The organism is Mucilaginibacter achroorhodeus (assembly GCF_007846095.1).
GTDB lineage: Bacteria > Bacteroidota > Bacteroidia > Sphingobacteriales > Sphingobacteriaceae > Mucilaginibacter > Mucilaginibacter achroorhodeus.
Window position 1 is genome coordinate 682,795 of sequence record NZ_VOEI01000002.1, and the last position, 17,371, is coordinate 700,165.

At 44.2% G+C, this 17,371-nt stretch carries 17 protein-coding genes; 10 read left to right on the plus strand and 7 right to left on the minus strand.

The features are described 5' to 3' along the window. Positions 1–56: 56 nt before the first annotated feature. Entirely contained in the window at positions 57–734 is a 678-nt protein-coding gene (locus FPZ42_RS09020) for a response regulator transcription factor (RefSeq protein WP_146270508.1), read from the minus strand. 106 nt (positions 735–840) lie between these two features. On the opposite strand from FPZ42_RS09020, the gene FPZ42_RS09025 reads away from it, so the two are divergent. After that, positions 841–2,040, plus strand: a complete 1,200-nt coding sequence (locus tag FPZ42_RS09025) for an MFS transporter (RefSeq protein ID WP_146270510.1) — start codon at positions 841–843, stop codon at positions 2,038–2,040. Between the two features lie 5 nt (positions 2,041–2,045). On the opposite strand, the gene FPZ42_RS09030 is transcribed toward FPZ42_RS09025, so the two are convergent. From FPZ42_RS09030 to FPZ42_RS09045, 4 genes are all read right to left on the minus strand, one after another. Then, positions 2,046–2,960, minus strand: coding sequence for a ChbG/HpnK family deacetylase (locus FPZ42_RS09030; protein ID WP_146270512.1), 915 nt, complete (start codon positions 2,958–2,960; stop codon positions 2,046–2,048). A gap of 5 nt (positions 2,961–2,965) precedes the next feature. Continuing rightward, on the minus strand, positions 2,966–4,120 hold the full coding sequence (locus tag FPZ42_RS09035) for an acyltransferase family protein (protein ID WP_146270514.1): 1,155 nt from the start codon (positions 4,118–4,120) through the stop codon (positions 2,966–2,968). A gap of 404 nt (positions 4,121–4,524) precedes the next feature. Beyond that, the gene (locus FPZ42_RS09040; RefSeq protein WP_146270516.1) at positions 4,525–6,411 is read right to left on the minus strand and encodes a M1 family metallopeptidase; all 1,887 of its coding nucleotides are present in this window, start codon (positions 6,409–6,411) and stop codon (positions 4,525–4,527) included. A gap of 202 nt (positions 6,412–6,613) precedes the next feature. Beyond that, complete coding sequence (locus tag FPZ42_RS09045; RefSeq protein ID WP_146270518.1) at positions 6,614–7,123, minus strand: DUF892 family protein; 510 nt, start codon at positions 7,121–7,123, stop codon at positions 6,614–6,616. Positions 7,124–7,229: 106 nt separating this feature from the next. Here FPZ42_RS09045 and FPZ42_RS09050 point away from each other — a divergent pair, with 106 nt between their 5' ends. The 4 genes from FPZ42_RS09050 to uxaC all read left to right on the plus strand — a co-directional run bounded on the left by FPZ42_RS09050 (position 7,230) and on the right by uxaC (position 11,604). Next, positions 7,230–8,174 (plus strand): Smr/MutS family protein, encoded by a 945-nt coding sequence (locus tag FPZ42_RS09050; protein WP_146270520.1) that lies wholly within the window; start codon positions 7,230–7,232, stop codon positions 8,172–8,174. A 108-nt stretch (positions 8,175–8,282) separates the two neighbouring features. Continuing rightward, on the plus strand, positions 8,283–8,753 hold the full coding sequence (locus FPZ42_RS19185; RefSeq protein WP_186458726.1) for a hypothetical protein: 471 nt from the start codon (positions 8,283–8,285) through the stop codon (positions 8,751–8,753). Between the two features lie 134 nt (positions 8,754–8,887). Beyond that, complete coding sequence (locus tag FPZ42_RS09060; RefSeq protein ID WP_146270522.1) at positions 8,888–9,943, plus strand: glycoside hydrolase family 130 protein; 1,056 nt, start codon at positions 8,888–8,890, stop codon at positions 9,941–9,943. A gap of 254 nt (positions 9,944–10,197) precedes the next feature. Beyond that, positions 10,198–11,604 (plus strand): glucuronate isomerase, encoded by a 1,407-nt coding sequence (gene uxaC, locus FPZ42_RS09065; RefSeq protein ID WP_146270524.1) that lies wholly within the window; start codon positions 10,198–10,200, stop codon positions 11,602–11,604. A 54-nt stretch (positions 11,605–11,658) separates the two neighbouring features. Here uxaC and FPZ42_RS09070 read toward each other — a convergent pair whose 3' ends face one another. After that, a complete protein-coding gene (locus FPZ42_RS09070; protein WP_146270526.1) occupies positions 11,659–11,952 on the minus strand; it encodes a hypothetical protein in 294 nt (97 codons plus the stop codon). A 71-nt stretch (positions 11,953–12,023) separates the two neighbouring features. Here FPZ42_RS09070 and FPZ42_RS09075 point away from each other — a divergent pair, with 71 nt between their 5' ends. The 5 genes from FPZ42_RS09075 (at position 12,024) to FPZ42_RS09095 (ending at position 16,645) form a co-directional block, all read left to right on the plus strand. Next, positions 12,024–12,545 carry an RNA polymerase sigma factor gene (locus tag FPZ42_RS09075; RefSeq protein WP_146270528.1) on the plus strand — a complete coding sequence of 174 codons (522 nt, stop codon included), beginning with the start codon at positions 12,024–12,026 and terminating at the stop codon, positions 12,543–12,545. Further along, on the plus strand, positions 12,526–12,795 hold the full coding sequence (locus FPZ42_RS09080; protein ID WP_146270530.1) for a hypothetical protein: 270 nt from the start codon (positions 12,526–12,528) through the stop codon (positions 12,793–12,795). Before FPZ42_RS09075 ends, FPZ42_RS09080 begins: the two co-directional genes overlap by 20 nt. 17 nt (positions 12,796–12,812) lie before the next feature. Beyond that, entirely contained in the window at positions 12,813–13,499 is a 687-nt protein-coding gene (locus FPZ42_RS09085; RefSeq protein ID WP_146270532.1) for a ClpP family protease, read from the plus strand. A gap of 286 nt (positions 13,500–13,785) precedes the next feature. Continuing rightward, a complete protein-coding gene (locus FPZ42_RS09090) occupies positions 13,786–15,165 on the plus strand; it encodes an alpha-L-fucosidase (protein WP_146270534.1) in 1,380 nt (459 codons plus the stop codon). 172 nt (positions 15,166–15,337) lie between these two features. Further along, positions 15,338–16,645 carry a zinc dependent phospholipase C family protein gene (locus FPZ42_RS09095; protein WP_146270536.1) on the plus strand — a complete coding sequence of 436 codons (1,308 nt, stop codon included), beginning with the start codon at positions 15,338–15,340 and terminating at the stop codon, positions 16,643–16,645. Here FPZ42_RS09095 and FPZ42_RS09100 read toward each other — a convergent pair. Then, positions 16,632–17,369: a 4'-phosphopantetheinyl transferase family protein gene (locus tag FPZ42_RS09100; protein WP_146270538.1), complete on the minus strand. Its 738-nt coding sequence runs from the start codon at positions 17,367–17,369 to the stop codon at positions 16,632–16,634. The genes FPZ42_RS09095 and FPZ42_RS09100 overlap by 14 nt on opposite strands. Positions 17,370–17,371 lie beyond the last annotated feature (2 nt).

Genomic DNA, 17,371 nt, shown 5'->3' on the forward strand with positions numbered 1-17,371 from the left:
GAGCTTAACTCGCTCCGGCTTCCTCACTCCCGCTACTTCTAAATAGATACTTATTTCTAATCCTTCAAAATATAGCCCATACCTATAACGGTATGTATCAGCTTCTTTTCAAACCCCTTCTGTATTTTGTTGCGCAAGTAATTTACGTAAACATCAACCATGTTAGTGCCGGTATCAAAGTTAATTCCCCATACGCGTTCCATAATCTGCTCGCGGGAAAGCAGCTTATTCGGGTTTTTGATGAACAACTCCAGCAGGCTATATTCTTTTGCAGTAAGGTTTATCTGCTTACCATCGCGCTCGGCGGTTTTGTCCCAGGTGTTCAGGCGCAGGTCGGCAAAGCTTAGCACGTGGCTATCGCTGTCGGCCAGTTTACGGCGGCGCAGCATGGCCTCTATACGGGCCAGCAATTCATTAAAATGGAAAGGCTTAACCAGGTAATCATCCGCACCGGAGTGCAAACCGCTAACCTTATCATCTATAGTACCTAAGGCGCTCAGCATTAAAACGGGTATCTGCGGCTCGTCCATTCGCAACTGGTGGCATACTTCAATACCTGTCATATCGGGCAGCATCACATCAAGTATCACCAGATCATAATCATTGCTGTCAAATAACTTTAAAGCAGCTTCTCCAGTGGCGGCAACGTCTACCTCATAATTGTGTTCGGCAAGTCCCTTTTTTATAAACGACGATACTTTTTCTTCGTCTTCAACAACGCAAATTTTGGCCATTGTGATGTGCTTTTGTCAGTTAACTCTCACAAATATACGTGTTACAAGCAGATTAGTTTGTGCAGGGTTTGACCGCAACCCTCAATTATTTACGTTTGCACCACAAATGAGCTCAACTGCTACCCAAAACACGCCCCAATTACACCCCGCAGTAATACCAGTTATGGCAGTTGCGGCCGGTGTAACCGTTGCCAATATCTATTATAATCAGCCCATTCTTAAGGACATAGGGCAATCGGTACAAGCTACCGGTGCCGAAATAGGAAAGGTATCGATGTTTGCGCAATTGGGTTACGGCCTGGGTATGTTTTTTTTGATCCCTCTTGGCGATAAAGTAAATCGCAAAAACCTCATATTGCTTTTAAGCTCGCTGCTTATTGTTGCTTTAACCGGTTTTAGCTTTGCCACCAAAATATACCAGGTTTATGCGCTTAGCTTACTGGTAGGCCTGCTGGCAACATCGGCACAGATACTGATGCCTATGGCAGCTACGCTGGATAGCGTTAACCGCGGCAAAACCGTAGGCAAGGTTTTTAGCGGTATATTGGTTGGTATTTTAGGCGCACGCGTAATAAGCGGCTTAATTGCCGACTGGCTGGGCTGGCGCTGGGTTTATGGCATATCTGCCATAATGGTTTTTATGGTAGCCATTATGCTTAAATTTTACCTGCCCAACGTACCCGCTAAGTTCAAGGGCAATTATGGTAGCCTGCTAAAATCCGCCCTGTCGCTGATACCCGAATTTAAGATATTAAGACAAGCTGCTCTTTTGGGTTTCTTTACCTTCGGGATATTCTGCTCGTTCTGGACAACATTAACTTTTCACCTTAGTTCAGACCCGCTGAATTACGCTACCGGTACCATCGGTCTGTTTGGGTTGATAGCTATAGGCGGCGCAATGGTTGCACCATGGTTTGGTAAACTGGCCGATAAAGGTGACACCCATCGCTCTTTGTTGATATCCGTTGGGATGATCATTGCAAGTGTGTTGCTGATAAAAGTATTACCCTATTCGCTTGTGGCGCTCATCGTTGCTATCTTCTTCCTTGACATAGGTGTGCAGGCTGCGCAGATAACCAACTTTGCACGTATCTACAGCCTTGACGAACATGCGCACAGCCGCTTAAATACCATTTACATGACCACTTATTTTATTGGTGGTTCTGCAGGTACTTACTTTGGCCTGCTATCATGGAAGCTGGGCGGCTGGGACATGAGCACCTGGCAAATGCTGCTTTGGGGCGTAATTGCTATCGTTATTGTAATGGCAAGCAAGTCGCCAAAGTCTGCCAAAGGAAAAGCGTAAACCGCTTAGTTTTTTACCGTTTCCTTCTTCATGCCGGCGAGGCCCTTTTCCTTTACCAATTCAGTATAATTGGTGAGCACAAACTTCTTGTTCACTAAAGCTTTAAACTCGGGCGATAGCATCATGTTCAATTCGGTTTGGCGGTGCAGGCTGGTAAGTGGTTTGCCATCTTTGCCGTTCATCATGTTACTGTTCATATCAAACAGCGCGTTCATTTCGGGCTGCATTAAGCCAACATGTATTACTACCAGGTTTGGCCTTGCAGCACTCAATTTTGTGCTTACATAATTTAAGAAAGCCGATTTCTTGGTTGCTACGGGTTCGCCCCACATTTCGTGGTAGGTTTCGCCAAAGTACACCACATCACTGAGGGTTGATATAGCCAGTTTATATTTATGCGCCAGTTTTTCAGTAAGGGCACGCAGCTCCGGCGTAGACAACGCTATGCCCATGTGCGGGTCTATGTAGGTTATTTTTAATCCCGATGCCTGCGCACGCTCAATCTGGGCCGAAAGCTCTTTCTCTACGTCATCAAGTTTATAACCGCTTTTAGCGAAGGCATCGGTTGATTGATGGAAGTAACCATCTTTATCAACTAAACTTGGCACAGCTTCGCGGCCAGTTACCGGTCCCCAGCGGTAATAGCGCCATTCTGATGTAAGCGTTAGGTGCACGCCTACGCTTATCTGGGGGTTTTTCTTTAAAATAGCAACAGCCTCCTGGTACCACGGGCAGGCAAATTGCACCGAGGCCGAGAACGGCATTTTAGTGTCGGCCATTTTTTGCATGGCCATGTTTACGGCGTGGCACATGCCTATATCATCCAGGCGGAGCATTAACTTCGGCAGTTTTTGCTGCGCGGATAGGTTACCGGTGATCAACAAAACAGCTAAGCCTAACAGGCAAATAGTTTTTCTCATATGAGTTATACTTTAAGAAATGCTTTTTTACGATATAGAAAATACAGCATGGCCCATTTTACCATTACAAAGCAAATAGCCATTACCACAATGTTCCAGGGGTCGCCAACTAACTGGCCCAGCCAGCCAAAGAAACCGGCCGTGGCATAATTCCAGTTGATAAATTTGCTGGAGATATAAATGAGAATGGAATTCATGCCGATCACCTTAAAATAGAAAGCCCAGCTTTTATAGCCCAGCACATCTATAATGTAATAGAACAAGGCAAGCAGTAACAAGCTAAGCCCACCTACATGCATCACGAACGAACTTGTCCACAGGTTTTTATTGATAGGGAAATCAAGGTTCCATATCTGAGCTACTATCAGGAATATCACACCTACTGCAGCAAGGATAAATGCTTTCCGCCCTTTATGCTGATGACCCGTTTTGAGCAGTGTGCCTGCCAGGATACCTAACAAGCCTGTACTGATTGCCGGGATGGTTGAGAACAAACCTTCCGGGTCGTGGATCTTCAAATACAGCCTGCCGGGCAATATCAGCCTGTCCATATAGGAGGCAAAGTTGCCGTCCATGGTAAGATCGCCAGGTTTAAAACCGGGTGCCGATGTAAATTTGAGTAACAGCCAATAACCGATGATAAAAATCCAAAACCAGGCAAATTGCCACTTGCGATTGGCAAAAAGATAAATAAGATTCGCAAACATGTACGCAATACCTATGCGGCCCAATACCGATGCAAAACGGATCTCCTCGAAAGGTTTTAACTCCTTCAGGCTGTTATTGACCAACAGACCCAGTAAAATAAGAATGATAGCACGCCTAACAACCCGCCAAACCAGTTGGCCTTTTGTAGCGCCCTTTTCCAATTCTCGGCCAACAGAATAAGGCGTTGCCACCCCTGCCAGGAACAAGAAAAGCGGGAAGATAAGATCGTAAACGTGAAAGCCATTCCAATCCGGGTGGGTGAACTGTGTAGACAAAGCCTTCCAAAACGGCGAACCTGTAACCTTAGCCATCGTATGAAAGATCTCTTCGCCGCCGATGATCCAAAACATATCAAACCCGCGCAGCGCATCTAATGAATATAGCCGCTCATAAGTGAAAGGTGAGGTATTTACATCTGATGATGGAGGGATATCAGGTTCAGTTGCAGCCATTATGATCAATGTTAATTGTTCCCGGAAATTGGTTTAGCTAAATATAGTGTACTTTTTAAATTATTTAAGAAAGTTTGATGGAAATATCTTTGTTACAATGATTTGTGCTGGATAATTCAATTGCCCCGTGAAAGTTTGTTTTACAAATAGGATGAAAAAGAATAAATGAATCAACTGGGTGATGGACCAACTGTTAACGTATTTATGTGGCCTTCGCAAGAGGCGGTAAGCACTCCACTGGTCGAAGTTTTTAACTTCGATCTGAAGTATTGCAAGCATCCTGCTTGCGTGTTAAGCTGCAAGGTTAACACATTTCGGGTCGGAAGTTACGCTGCGCTAAACTTCGACCAGTGAATGATAACAGCTTTAAACAAAAGAGACCTCAAATGAGGGCTCTTTCTAATTTATTTTTTCGGCATCCAGACATTATCAGCCGGGGTTGCATCCATAAATATGCCGTTATCCAGCGTTATGGATTTTAAGCTTTTGCCGCGTTCATTTTTGAAGGTAACCGGCGTTTCTTTCTGGTTCTTTTCCCAAACTGCAGGGGTTTGGTGGATAGTTTTCTTTGTACCATCGGTGTACTCGGTAACCACATCAAACGGAATAGCGAAACCGCCAATGTTGGCAACCGTAAAGGTGTAACCATCTTTACCGGTAACTACATTTTTAATAGCCAGGTCATCATAACCATTGGTGAAGAACCAGTTGTTAAAGAACCAGTTTAAGTTACGGCCCGATACATTGCTCATCGAGTTAAAGTAATCCCAGGGAATAGGGTGTTTACCATGCCATCTGTCCATATAGCCGTGCAGGGCTTTTTTAAACAGCTCATCGCCAAGCATATCTTTAAGGGCAAGGTAACTTAATGATGGTTTACCGTAAGCATTGTTACCGTAGCCGGTGGTAAGTTCGCTGGTTTGGGTAATGGTAGGAATATCCTGGTTGCTCGATTTATTGTTGATCCAGCCGTTGATACGGAATTGTTTATAGAAGGCATCAGCTTTCTCTTTGCCTTTTTCGGCAGTGCCTATCAGGTACTCAAGTGTAGTAGCCCAACCCTCGTCCATAAAGGCATAGCGGGTTTCATTGATACCCATGTAAAAAGGGAACCAGGTGTGTGCTATCTCGTGATCCTGCACCAGTTGAGCAAAACCCGGATCGCCCATTTGGCTGTCGTTCACCATCATTGGGTATTCCATATCGGCAAAACCCTGGAAAGCTGTCATCTTAGGGAACGGGTAAGGTACGCCCGGCCAGTTACTGCTGAACCAGCTTAGTGCGTTGCGACCAAATTGTACCGATTGTTTGAAATCAGTTCCCTGTACAGAGTACGCAGCCTGCATACTTGAACGGCGACCGGTAGCCTTATCAACCACAACACTGCCGGCATCCCATATATAATGGTTACTGATACCCACAGCCATATCACTGATGTTGTTGGCAGTCCAGGTCCAGGTGTTGGTCTCGTTTTGGGCAGTTACTTTGCCTGCGGTCATTTCATCGGCGGTAGCTACATGTATGGTGCTGTCGCTGGTGAATGATCTTTGCAGGCGCTCGTTAATATCTTTCTGTAATACCTTAGTTGGGTTCTGCAGCGTACCGGTAGCCCAAACAACATAGTTTTTAGGTACTGTTACGTTTAAGGTATAGTCGTTAAAATCGTTATAAAACTCCTGTGCATCTACAAATGCTACGCGGTCCCAGCCATTGTAATCATCATAAACAGATACACGCGGGTAGAAGTAAGCAAGGTAGAAACTTGTCTGATCTATCATACCCTCACGGCCGCTTTGTTTTGATACATCAAAGTGCCAGGTGATATCCAGCTTAACAGAATCATGTGGCATCAAGGGCTTTGGCAGAGCGATCATCTCGTTGGTAGATGATCTTTGGTCGTTATTCCATTTGCTGGTTTGGCCGCCAACTTTAAAGTCATCTACCTGTACACCTTGCGTTAAATAATCAGGGCTGGTGTTACCCATCCTTGCAGCACCGGGGCGGTGAATGTTCAGGATGAGTTTCATGTTCAGCCTTTTCAAAGTATCGGGGCTGTTATTAACGTAGGTAATGGTCTCGACACCTTTTACAAGCGAAGTCGGAGGAGCTGTAGTTATTGAGATCTCGTAACGGGCACGGTTTTGCCAGTACTTTGATCCGGGCTTTCCATCCATGCTACGGGTACCCTTGGCGTAAGCTGCCTTGATATCCCTTGGCTGGTAAAGCGTTTGAGCTTGCAATTGTAACAGCGCCGTGCCGAACAATGCGGTAACAAATAATTTTTTAAACATTGTTTTATTGATAAATAGTGGGTTCAGTGCAGCAAATGTAGGGTTTCTGGCCCGTATTAAAGTTTTCTTTAAAGGTAAACGAATTGTTACAAAGGCCCTATTGTATGCTGCCCTGTTATTCCTTTACTTTGTGATAAGTTATTTTAGTAGGGGTATTAAATAACTATACAGAGCCGGACGCTTTTAGTCCGGCTTTGTTTTTTTATGCGGTTTTGTCCTTAGTGATATATTCCCTGGCTATGAGTGTAAACAACTTGTCGTTGTCTGCAGAATCATCTAAATTTTCAGTTAATATTTGCGTAACCTCGCTGTAATGCAGTTGCTTTGCAAGCATCATTAACATACGGTATGAGGTGATATTGATATGTTCCAGTATCTGCACGTATAGCATCAGGTCAAGATCATTCAGTACCGGCAGGTCCTGGTTATCGTCCATGCAAAAGTCATCATTAACCATATTGCTGATGGGGTTGCATTGTTCTGCCGACGGACTTGCGTTAACCAGCGTATAAATTTCTTCCATACGCTTAATTTGCTTTACCACATCGCCGGCAAATTCCTGCAGGGCTAACTTCAAGCCTTTAAAGGATGCTTGCTCTATCAGGCTGTCTGCATGCTTGCGCAAAATGCATTTGCCACTATAAATACGGTCAAGATGATGCAAAAAAATGCGCTTAAGCGTAGCGGCGTTGGTGTTGTGAGAGGTAGTCATTATTAATGTAGATAGGTAAGGCAAATGTATGAAACAAACATATTTGCAACCAAAACTGACGGTTAAATGTTGATTAGAAAAGCCATGTTTAACTTATACTTGTGCCATGAAATATAAATTAGGTGATTTTGTGCGATTTGTTGACGAGAAGATGGAAGGCTACGTAACGCGCATTATTGATGAGCAAATGATCGGTGTTACCGGAGACGATGATTTTGAGATACCGGTGCTTTCCAATAAAGTAACTTTTGTACATGGCCGTGGCGAAGACAGCCATAACGAAGAGATCGTACAGGAAGTTAAAGCCCCTGCCGGTGAATTTAAAAGCAGCGGTGTACATGTGGCTGTGATAGCAGATGCGCACGCTAATTCATTAGTGCATTTTTACCTGGTTAACGAAACATCATACCAGCTTTTGCTAACGCTAACTTCAGAGCAGAACAAGCAGTACAAAGGCGAATTTGCAGGCATGGTTGAGCCTCAAGGGGTTGCCAAAATTTATTCTGCAAAATTATCTGATCTGCAGCTTTGGCCAAAATTTACGTTCCGCGCGTTGTTTTTTACCAAGCAGAACCAGCCGGCATTAAGTCCGCTTGATGTAAACGAGCAGTTTAAGGCCAAGGATTTTGCAGGAGCCAAGAAGACCATCCCCTTTATTAAGCAGCAAGGTTGGATGATACGGTTGGACGAACCCGAACTGATTATTGATGCTGAAAAACTAAAGGAAAGCTTTTTTAAACCGGCTGAAGAAAAGCAGGAAGTGCAAAAACCTGCTTCAGAGATAGACCTGCATATAGAAAAACTGCGTGATGACCATCATTTTTTAGGTAGCTCTGAGATATTGAATATTCAGGTAGACCGATTTAAGAAAGCGCTTGAGGCGGCCATTGTACACCAGATGCATGAGATAACTTTTATACACGGTGCAGGCAATGGAATTTTAAGGCACGAATTGCATAAGCTATTAGCTAAAAACCAAAAAGTGCAAACTTTTATGGACGCTCAAAAGGAAAAGTTTGGCTACGGGGCAACCAAGGTGATCATTAAGTAGAACGTGCGACTTTAAGCGCAAAACCAATAAAATATGTAAATTATTATCCTTTGGCATGGTAAATGTTATTCTTTAGTTAAGAATATAAACCATTAATAACATACTACTATGAAAAAGATGAGTGCAATAATGGCGACAGCGATCGCAGCGATCGGTTTAAATTATGCAATGGCAAAAAACCACACCAGCAATGTAATTAGCAAGGCAACTTTTGATAATAAGGCATTAACTGCTAATCAGGACACTGTTCCAAAAAAACAAAAGACCAGGACAACAAGGCCTATAGTACCAAATACGCCAACAAACCCTACAACGCCTGCTATGCCTACAACGCCTAACACGCCAACAAATCCTACAAACCCAAGTTACCCAACTACACCTACAAACCCTACAATGCCAACTACGCCAACATCACCAACCATGCCGGCACCAACAACTCCGGGTGTACCAAGTACCACACCATCAACCATGCCTGGTACAACACCGGCTACACCAACACCAATGCCGTCAACTTCGCCAACAGCGCCAAGTACAACGCCGGTGGGTGCGCCAACAGTGCCACGCAGCACAGGCAACTAATTTCAAATTGCTCGTTTTATATAATCGAAAGAGCTCCGGACTTCCGGGGCTCTTTTTATGTAATATATTACCTGTTTTACATATGGTCTAAACCATTGCAGATGCCGACTGTTATACTTTAATATATACCTGTTATGGCCGACATTGCTAAACGATTTCCGCAAAACCCACTGCTTTCTCCCAAAGATCTTAAACCCAGTACCGATGGCCTGCTCATTGCCTGCCTGTTAAACCCGGGGGTGTTCAGGTACGAAGGGAAGACCTGGTTACTTGTACGTGTTGCCGAGCGGCCGCAGCAGAATGAGGTACACGTATCCTTTCCGATACTTACCGAAACCGGGGAAACCAAGATAATGGAAATTGCGCTTAACGATGCCGACCTGATTGCTACGGATGCGCGTGTTGTGCGTTACAAAGGTGTGGATTACCTCACCACCCTATCGCACCTGCGCTTGCTTTGCAGCGATGACGGTATTAAGTTTTATGAACCCGAAGGTTATCCAAAACTGTTTGGTAAAGGGCCATTGCAAACCTTTGGTATAGAAGATTGCCGGGTTATCGAACTGGAAGATAAATTCTATCTCACCTTTACTGCCGTTAGTGATAGCGGCGTAGGTGTGGGTATGCGCACCACCGCTGATTGGAAAACGTTTACAGAGCACGGCATGATATTGCCGCCGCACAACAAAGACGTAGCTATTTTTGAGGAAAAGATAAACGGTAAATATTACGCTTTGCACCGCCCCAGCAGTGTTGATATAGGCGGCAACTTTATTTGGATTGCCGAATCGCCTGATGGCGAACATTGGGGTAACCACAAATGCATACTTAAAACCCGCGAAGGAATGTGGGACAGCGGCCGGGTTGGTGCAGGCGCCGCACCCATCAAAACAGAAAAGGGCTGGCTGGAGATTTACCATGGTGCCACCCGTGAACACCGCTACTGTCTGGGCGCAGTTTTGCTTGATCTAAACGACCCTTCAAAAGTATTGGCACGCTCCGTTGAACCTATCATGGAGCCTATTGCACCATACGAGATAACCGGTTTTTTCGGGCATGTGGTGTTTACCAACGGCCATGTACTGCAGGATGATGGTGATACGCTCACCATTTACTACGGTGCGGCTGATGAACATGTTTGTGGAGCTAACTTTTCCATTAAAGAGATATTTGCCAATTTGGGCGTGTGATTAATAAGGAGTTGCATGCGTAATAAGTTACTCCCCCAGCTGCACTTCGTGCGCAACCCTCTCTGCTGCAAGCAGCAAAGAGGGTAAGAAATAATTTTTCTGCTTACCCTCTTTTCGCGTAGCGAAGAGAGGGTCGACGAGCGAAAGCGATGTCGGTGTGAGTTAACTATCCGATAAATCAAATTTCAAGTTTTTGGACTTCGGACTTTTGAATTTTAACTTAATACAATACATTGCCTTATTATTAGCCTTGTATGAAAAGCTTTTTAGATGATGACTTTCTGCTGCACTCTGATACCGCCCGTCGCCTGTATCATGATTATGCGAAAGACATGCCTATTATAGATTACCACTGTCACCTGCCGCCTAATCAGATAGCCGGCAATATCAACTTTAACAACCTTACCCAGGCCTGGCTCTACGGCGACCATTACAAGTGGCGCGCCATGCGGGCAAACGGTATCAGTGAAGAATATATAACCGGCGGAAAATCAGACTTTGAAAAGTTTGAAAAATGGGCGGAAACTGTGCCCTATACACTACGAAACCCTTTATACCAATGGACACATCTGGAGTTACGCAGGTATTTCAATATCGATTCGAGGTTAATGGCCGGCACTGCAGATTATATTTATGAGGATGCCTCAGCCAAATTACAACAACCCGACTTTTCTGTGCAGCAGTTGCTTAAAAAAATGAACGTTGAGGTGGTTTGCACTACCGATGATCCGCTGGATGATCTGTCCCATCACGAGAAATTGAAAAAAGAAGGCGGTACCGTTAAGATGTTTCCTTCTTTTAGGCCGGATAAGGCCATGTACATAGAGGACGTAGCCGCGTTGAATACCTACATTACCCGGTTAGAGGAAGTGGCTAATACGCCAATCGTTAATTTTGATGATTACCTCTACGCACTCAAAAATCGCCATCATTACTTTGCGGCCAACGGCTGCATGGTGGCCGATCATGGGTTGGAGCACATTTACGCCGAAGACTATACCGACGAGGAGATAAGAACCATATTTGAAAAGGTGCGATCAGAAAAGCCTGTTACCAATGCAGAAAAGGTAAAATTTAAATCGGCTATGCTTTTTAACCTGGCACTGTGGCATCACGAAAAAGGCTGGGTGCAGCAGTATCATTTGGGTGCTTTAAGAAACAACAACAGCCGTTTGTTAAGCAAATTAGGCCCGGATACCGGCTTTGATTCTATTGGCGATTTTAGTCAGGCGCGTGCCTTATCCCGTTTTCTGAACAGGTTGGATAAAGATGACAGGCTGGCCAAAACCATCATCTACAATCTCAATCCCGCCGACAATGAAGTAATGGCTGCCATGACCGGTAATTTTAACGATGGGTCGATGGCCGGTAAAGTACAGTTCGGCTCGGCTTGGTGGTTTTTAGACCAAAAGGACGGTATGACCAAACAGATCAACGCGCTATCAAACATGGGCTTGCTAAGCAGGTTTGTAGGCATGCTTACAGACTCGCGTAGCTTTCTGTCATTTCCACGGCACGAGTATTTCCGCAGGTTACTGTGTAATTTATTCGGCGAGGATATAGAGAACGGGGAATTACCTAATGATATAGAATGGACAGGAAAAGTGATCGCTGATATTTGTTATCATAATGCAAAGGATTATTTTGTGTTTAAGATGTGAGCCGTTAAATGACAGGTCGATTGCGTCTATAAAATAAGGTGTCACTGCCAAGAACTACAGTGCGGTAACCGAATAAGCAGTTCTCAATTGGGAACGGCAGTAAATTATCAAAGTCAGTGGATGTACTTTTTCTTTTTCCGCAAAAGAAAAAGTACCAAAAAGAAAACTCGCGGCTGCCGCAAAATGCTTTAAAGTTTCTGCTAAAGCAATGCCTGTGGCTATCGCCTTTTGCGAAGGCCGCATGAATTCGGTTATCTTAGGTCCATCACTGTACTTATAATTTACCTTCTTACTTTTATTTCCTTCTTGGCAGCAAAAAAGCTTCGGGCAGAATGACGGTTTTGCCATAGCTTAAAATTATTTGCAATTTTACGGTGATATATCCCTCTCCTACCGCACATCATTATAAAAGCAAGGATATGGTAAGCACAACAAGCAGAGAGCAATTACTAACGGAGCTTTATAAAAGCATGTTCCCGGTAGTGGCGAAGTATGTGGCCAGGATGGGCGGCACTTTTGATGACGCCAAAGATATTTTCCATGATGCGTTAGTTGTGTACTATGAAAAGGTTATCGCCGGCGATTTTGAGGTTTCAAATAATAAAGCTTATCTCACCGGCATTGCAAAGCATCTTTGGTTCAAGAAATTTAATCAGCAAACTGAGTTAAAATCCATAGACGATAATTCGTTTGATATAGCTGATGAAGCCGACGAACAGCCATCGACCAAAAAAATACTGCATTACCTGCAAACAGCCGGCAAGCGCTGTATGGATCTGTTAAGTGCGTTTTATTACGACAAGCTTGCCATGCGTGATGTGGCAGAAAAATTTGGCTATGCCGGTGAACGGTCGGTTACTGTGCAAAAGTATAAATGCCTTGAGAAAGTGAGAGAAACGGTTAAGCAACAATCCTTAGAATATGCGGACTTCGTTGAATAATACCAAAATAACAGACGACTATGTAAATGGTGTGCTTCCCACCAGTGATGCATTATTGATGGAGGCACGGCTAATCCTTAATCCGGATTTAGGTACGGAAGTAAACTTGCATAAGCGGACGCTTAACATAGTTCGCCAATATGGCCGTGAATCACTTCGTGCACAGATCGAGGATATTCATAAGCAACTGTTTATCCAACCACAACATCAAAGTTTTAAAGATCTTGTCCTTAGCTTCTTTAAACGTTAACCCTTAAAATTTAAGAAATGAACACAAATGAGTTCCGCAAGTACGCGGTGAGGCATCGCCATGTCCAAAGTTTGCACGTAGACCGTTTTATTGCGCGGGTAAACAACGCTAATATCACAGCCTCACTCACCCCTGCCATTATGGAAGAGCGACAGATGAATATCACACAAATGGACGTGTTCTCGCGCCTGATGATGGACCGTATCATTTTCCTCGGTACTGCCATTGACGACCAGGTAGCTAACATTATACAGGCCCAACTACTGTTCCTGCAGTCTACGGATGCCAAGCGCGATATACAGATCTACATCAATTCACCCGGTGGATCGGTATATGCAGGGTTCGGAATTTATGATACCATGCAATTCATCAATCCTGACGTTGCAACCATATGTACAGGTATGGCAGCATCTATGTCGGCTGTTATTTTATGTGCAGGTGCCGCGGGGAAAAGAGCCGCATTGCCGCACTCAAGAGTAATGCTGCACCAGCCTTCAGGCGGCGCACAAGGTACCGCCTCTGATGTGGAGATAGCAGCAAAACAGATTGCCATCATCAAACAGCAGCTCTATGAAACCATTGCCAAACACAGTGGACAAACCTACGAACGCGTTCATCAGGTGTCAGACCGTGACCACTGGATGATAGGCGCCGAAGCAAAGGAGTTTGGTATTGTTGATGAAGTACTGGGAAAGGAGATGTAAATTCAATTTGAGAGAGGGTCTCCGTTAGGAACGGTAGTGAGCAGCATGACCATTCACTGGTCGAAGTTTAGCGCAGTGTAACTTCCGACCCGAAATGTGTTAAGCTTACAGCTTAACACGCAAGCAGAATGCTTGCAATACTTTAGGTCGACGTTAAAAACTTCGACCAGTGGAGAAACACATCTCTTTATTCTTCATCTGCCAATCAAACATATCATCATGCAAAAATCCTTTAATCAACCTTCAAAAAATATCACTTAATTTGGAGAACTACATTCTCCTGACCATGAAGAAACTGCTAACCGCTGTATTACTGCTTACTACAACGTTCTATTGCTCAGCTCAAACTAAAACAGATCTTTCTACGCTTCAACAGCGCTTTGTCGACCTTAAATTTGGGATGTTCATACATTTTAATATGCCTACCTACTGGGATGCAGACTGGCCTGATCCTGAAGCTTCGCCGGCGATGTTCAACCCAAAAAAGCTTAACGCCGACCAATGGGCTAAAGCTGCTAAAAGCGCTAACATGACCTACGGTTGCCTTACCACAAAGCATCACAGCGGTTTCTGTATCTGGGATACCAAAACTACCGACTACAACGTGATGAACAGTCCGTTAAAGCGCGATGTGGTGAAGGAATATGTTGATGCTTTCCGTAAGAATGGGTTGAAGGTAATGCTGTACTATTCTATTTTGGATACGCATCATAAGCTACGTCCTAACTCTATCACCCCAAAACATTTTGAGATGGTGAAAGCACAATTGACTGAGCTTTTAACAAAATATGGAAAAATAGAAGCGCTGATAATTGACGGCTGGGATGCACCATGGAGCCGTATCAGCTATGACGATATCCCGTTTGAGGATGTATACCGTTTGATAAAGTCGTTACAACCGGATTGTGTGGTGATGGACCTGAATGGTGCAAAATATCCTGCCGAGGGTTTGTTTTACAGCGATATCAAAACCTATGAAATGGGTGCCGGCCAGCGTTTGGATAAAGGCAACAACATTATGCCATCGTTGGCTTGTTTGCCTTTACAATCAAGCTGGTTCTGGAAAACCAACTTCCCAACCACCGCTGTTAAAGACCCGGCTAAGATGGTTAACGAACTAACCACGCTAAACAATGCGGGTTGTAATTACATCCTGAATGTGGCACCAAATCGCGACGGCTTATTTGACGATAATGCCATCGCTGCGTTAAAAGAAATAGGTAAGCAATGGAAAGGCAATGCAGCTGCACCTAAACTTGCGCCAACCGGCGAGCCTATCATATCTACCAATTTGGCAAAACGTAAACCAACCAACAGCAGCTGGAGCGATGATATGAACATTATGGACTTTGCCAACGATGACGATTTTACCACCTCATGGACCTCAAATAGCACCGTAAAAACCCCATGGTGGGAAGTTGACCTTGGCCGCGATACTGAATTTAACGCCGTAGGACTTACCGAACCTAAAAGCAACATCAGCAATTACCATATAGAGTACCTGCAAAACGGTGTTTGGAAACCGCTGGCCACCGGTGACATTGCCAAACGTGTAAAGGTACACCGCTTCAATACCGTTTGGGGCAACAAAGTGCGCGTTACAATAGATAAGGCCGAGAGCCAGCCCAGCATTGCAGAATTTGGCATTTACAACGAGAAAAAATAGGCCTTAGATGATGAAATGAGTGATTATTGTATTTCCTCTGCACTCGCTCATTCCATCATTCACTAATTCCGGTCATTCACATTAAGCCCTATCGTAACATTTACAATATTGTTACTTACAGGTAAAACACTGCGGATAGATTTGCGGTTGTTATCGCAATATAGCTACTGCAATGTTAACGTTTCGCGCCATTCGGGTTTATGTGTTTTCGGTGCTTTTAATTTGCCTGGCAAGCAGGCAGGCTAAAGCCTATTCGGTGTTGGCGCATGAGGCCATCATTGATGCATCATGGAAGCCTGTGCTGTACCCAATGATCAAAGAAAAATACCCCAATGCTACCCGCGAGGAAATGATAAAGGCCCACTCCTACGCTTATGGCGGCAGCATAGTTGCCGATATGGGTTACATGCCTTTAGGCAACGCATTCTTTACCGATCTGCTGCATTACGTGCGTAGCGGAGATTTTATCATTAATTTGATAAATGATGCCCAAAATATCAACGAATACGCCTTTGCACTTGGTGCTTTGTCACACTATATGGCAGACAAATACGGCCATTCCATGTCTACAAACCTCAACGTGCCGCTTGTTTACCCTAAACTGCAAAAGAAATTTGGCAACGTGGTTACTTACGAGGAGAACCATATGTCGCACAGTCGCATGGAATTTGCCTATGATGTTTTGCAAATTGGGCAGGGCGGCTATACATCAGAAGGTTATCATGATTTTATAGGTTTCAATATCTCCGTGCCGGTTTTAGAACGTGCCTTTTACAAGACCTATGGGCGCAACCTGAATACTATTTTCGGTAATATCGATGCCGATATAAACACCATGCGCTGGGGCGTACGCAATCTTTTTCCAAAATTGACCAAGGCTGCTTACGAATCAAACAAAGATCAGATATCAAAACTTAACCCGGGTATTACAGCCAAAGAGTTTCAATATAAAATGACCAGGCGGGCATTTAATCTTGAGTTTGGTAAACAACGGCAGGAACCTAAGTTTTGGGCTAAAGCCGCAGTTTTCCTGATAGGGATATTGCCAAAGGTTGGCCCCTTAAAGGCTTTAAAGTTTAAATCTCCCGGCGAAGAGGGGCAAAAATTATTTGCGCAAAGCTTTGATGCTATATTGAAGAACTATCACGCAGCACTTGCGGAGGTGCAAACCAATTCACTTGTATTACCCGATATTAACTTTGATACCGGTGAGCCAACCCAGTTAGGCAATTATCACCTGGCTGATAACACCTATGCCAAGCTGTTAGAAAAATTACAAGAGCAGGGTTATAAAACAGTATCGCCCGACTTACAGAAAAACATTGTTGAGTATTTTGCCAAGGCAGATACAAGTCGCATCAACAATTTAAAAAATAGCGACAAGAAAAAGTGGCTGCAAACAGCAGAGAGGGTAAGCGAAATAAGCAACCTTAAAACAATGCCAAGGGATAGCGTCCGCTCTTTAGCTACCGAAAATTAACGACGAAACTTTTAAGTTCCCATTCGCCGGCCATTGCTACTGCACATAAGTAATTATTGCTAAGTACCAGGCTTTGTAATTTCCAGTTATTAGCATTGCCACTCAACGCGTCAGCAAGTTCATGCGCGCCATCAAGCGCTGGCGTAATTATAAGATGTTCACCAAGCCCCTGCCCTGTCGCTTTTAAAAAAGCCTCTTTGCGTGTCCAAAGCAGATAAAATCTTTGTGTGCTTTCGTTTAATTTTATGAAATCGATCTCAGTTTCGCTAAAATGGTCGGGCAGGATATCATCAAACGGAAATTCAGGATCAATAAATTCAACGTCTGCGCCTACCGGCGATGATGCTATTGCAAGTGCTATCCAATCGCCGGAGTGTGATACATTATAATGAACAGCCGTTCCGTCATCCTTAAGCAGATAGGGCTTTTTATTATCGCCTAAAACAAATCGTAAAGCTTCGGGATCTTGATCGAGATATTTCCCCAATATCATTCGCTGCAGTGCCCTGCTTACCACAAACCGCTGCCTGTCTTTAAGCTGATGATACTTTTCCGCGCGCTGCAATTCATCAGGTTGCAAAATTGCCCGCAGTTCATTCAACCGGTACAGATTTTCCGGAATGTTTATCCGCCAAAGATGGGCTTCCCGGCTGCCGGGCAATTTAAAATCAGCTTGGCTGAGCCATATTACCTGTTCAATAAAAATATTTGTGAGCTGTCCCAAAC

Bases quoted from the DNA above. Each gene is read 5' to 3' on its own strand.
- FPZ42_RS09095 (WP_146270536.1), top strand. From the start codon at position 15,338: ATGTTAACGTTTCGCGCCATTCGGGTTTATGTGTTTTCGGTGCTTTTA.
- FPZ42_RS09040 (WP_146270516.1), bottom strand. From the start codon at position 6,411: ATGTTTAAAAAATTATTTGTTACCGCATTGTTCGGCACGGCGCTGTTA.
- FPZ42_RS09060 (WP_146270522.1), top strand. From the start codon at position 8,888: ATGGCCGACATTGCTAAACGATTTCCGCAAAACCCACTGCTTTCTCCC.
- FPZ42_RS09025 (WP_146270510.1), top strand. From the start codon at position 841: ATGAGCTCAACTGCTACCCAAAACACGCCCCAATTACACCCCGCAGTA.
- FPZ42_RS09035 (WP_146270514.1), bottom strand. From the start codon at position 4,120: ATGGCTGCAACTGAACCTGATATCCCTCCATCATCAGATGTAAATACC.
- FPZ42_RS09075 (WP_146270528.1), top strand. From the start codon at position 12,024: ATGGTAAGCACAACAAGCAGAGAGCAATTACTAACGGAGCTTTATAAA.
- FPZ42_RS09090 (WP_146270534.1), top strand. From the start codon at position 13,786: ATGAAGAAACTGCTAACCGCTGTATTACTGCTTACTACAACGTTCTAT.
- FPZ42_RS09085 (WP_146270532.1), top strand. From the start codon at position 12,813: ATGAACACAAATGAGTTCCGCAAGTACGCGGTGAGGCATCGCCATGTC.
- FPZ42_RS09030 (WP_146270512.1), bottom strand. From the start codon at position 2,960: ATGAGAAAAACTATTTGCCTGTTAGGCTTAGCTGTTTTGTTGATCACC.
- FPZ42_RS09080 (WP_146270530.1), top strand. From the start codon at position 12,526: ATGCGGACTTCGTTGAATAATACCAAAATAACAGACGACTATGTAAAT.
- FPZ42_RS09050 (WP_146270520.1), top strand. From the start codon at position 7,230: ATGAAATATAAATTAGGTGATTTTGTGCGATTTGTTGACGAGAAGATG.
- FPZ42_RS09045 (WP_146270518.1), bottom strand. From the start codon at position 7,123: ATGACTACCTCTCACAACACCAACGCCGCTACGCTTAAGCGCATTTTT.
- FPZ42_RS09070 (WP_146270526.1), bottom strand. From the start codon at position 11,952: ATGGCAAAACCGTCATTCTGCCCGAAGCTTTTTTGCTGCCAAGAAGGA.
- uxaC (WP_146270524.1), top strand. From the start codon at position 10,198: ATGAAAAGCTTTTTAGATGATGACTTTCTGCTGCACTCTGATACCGCC.
- FPZ42_RS09020 (WP_146270508.1), bottom strand. From the start codon at position 734: ATGGCCAAAATTTGCGTTGTTGAAGACGAAGAAAAAGTATCGTCGTTT.
- FPZ42_RS19185 (WP_186458726.1), top strand. From the start codon at position 8,283: ATGAAAAAGATGAGTGCAATAATGGCGACAGCGATCGCAGCGATCGGT.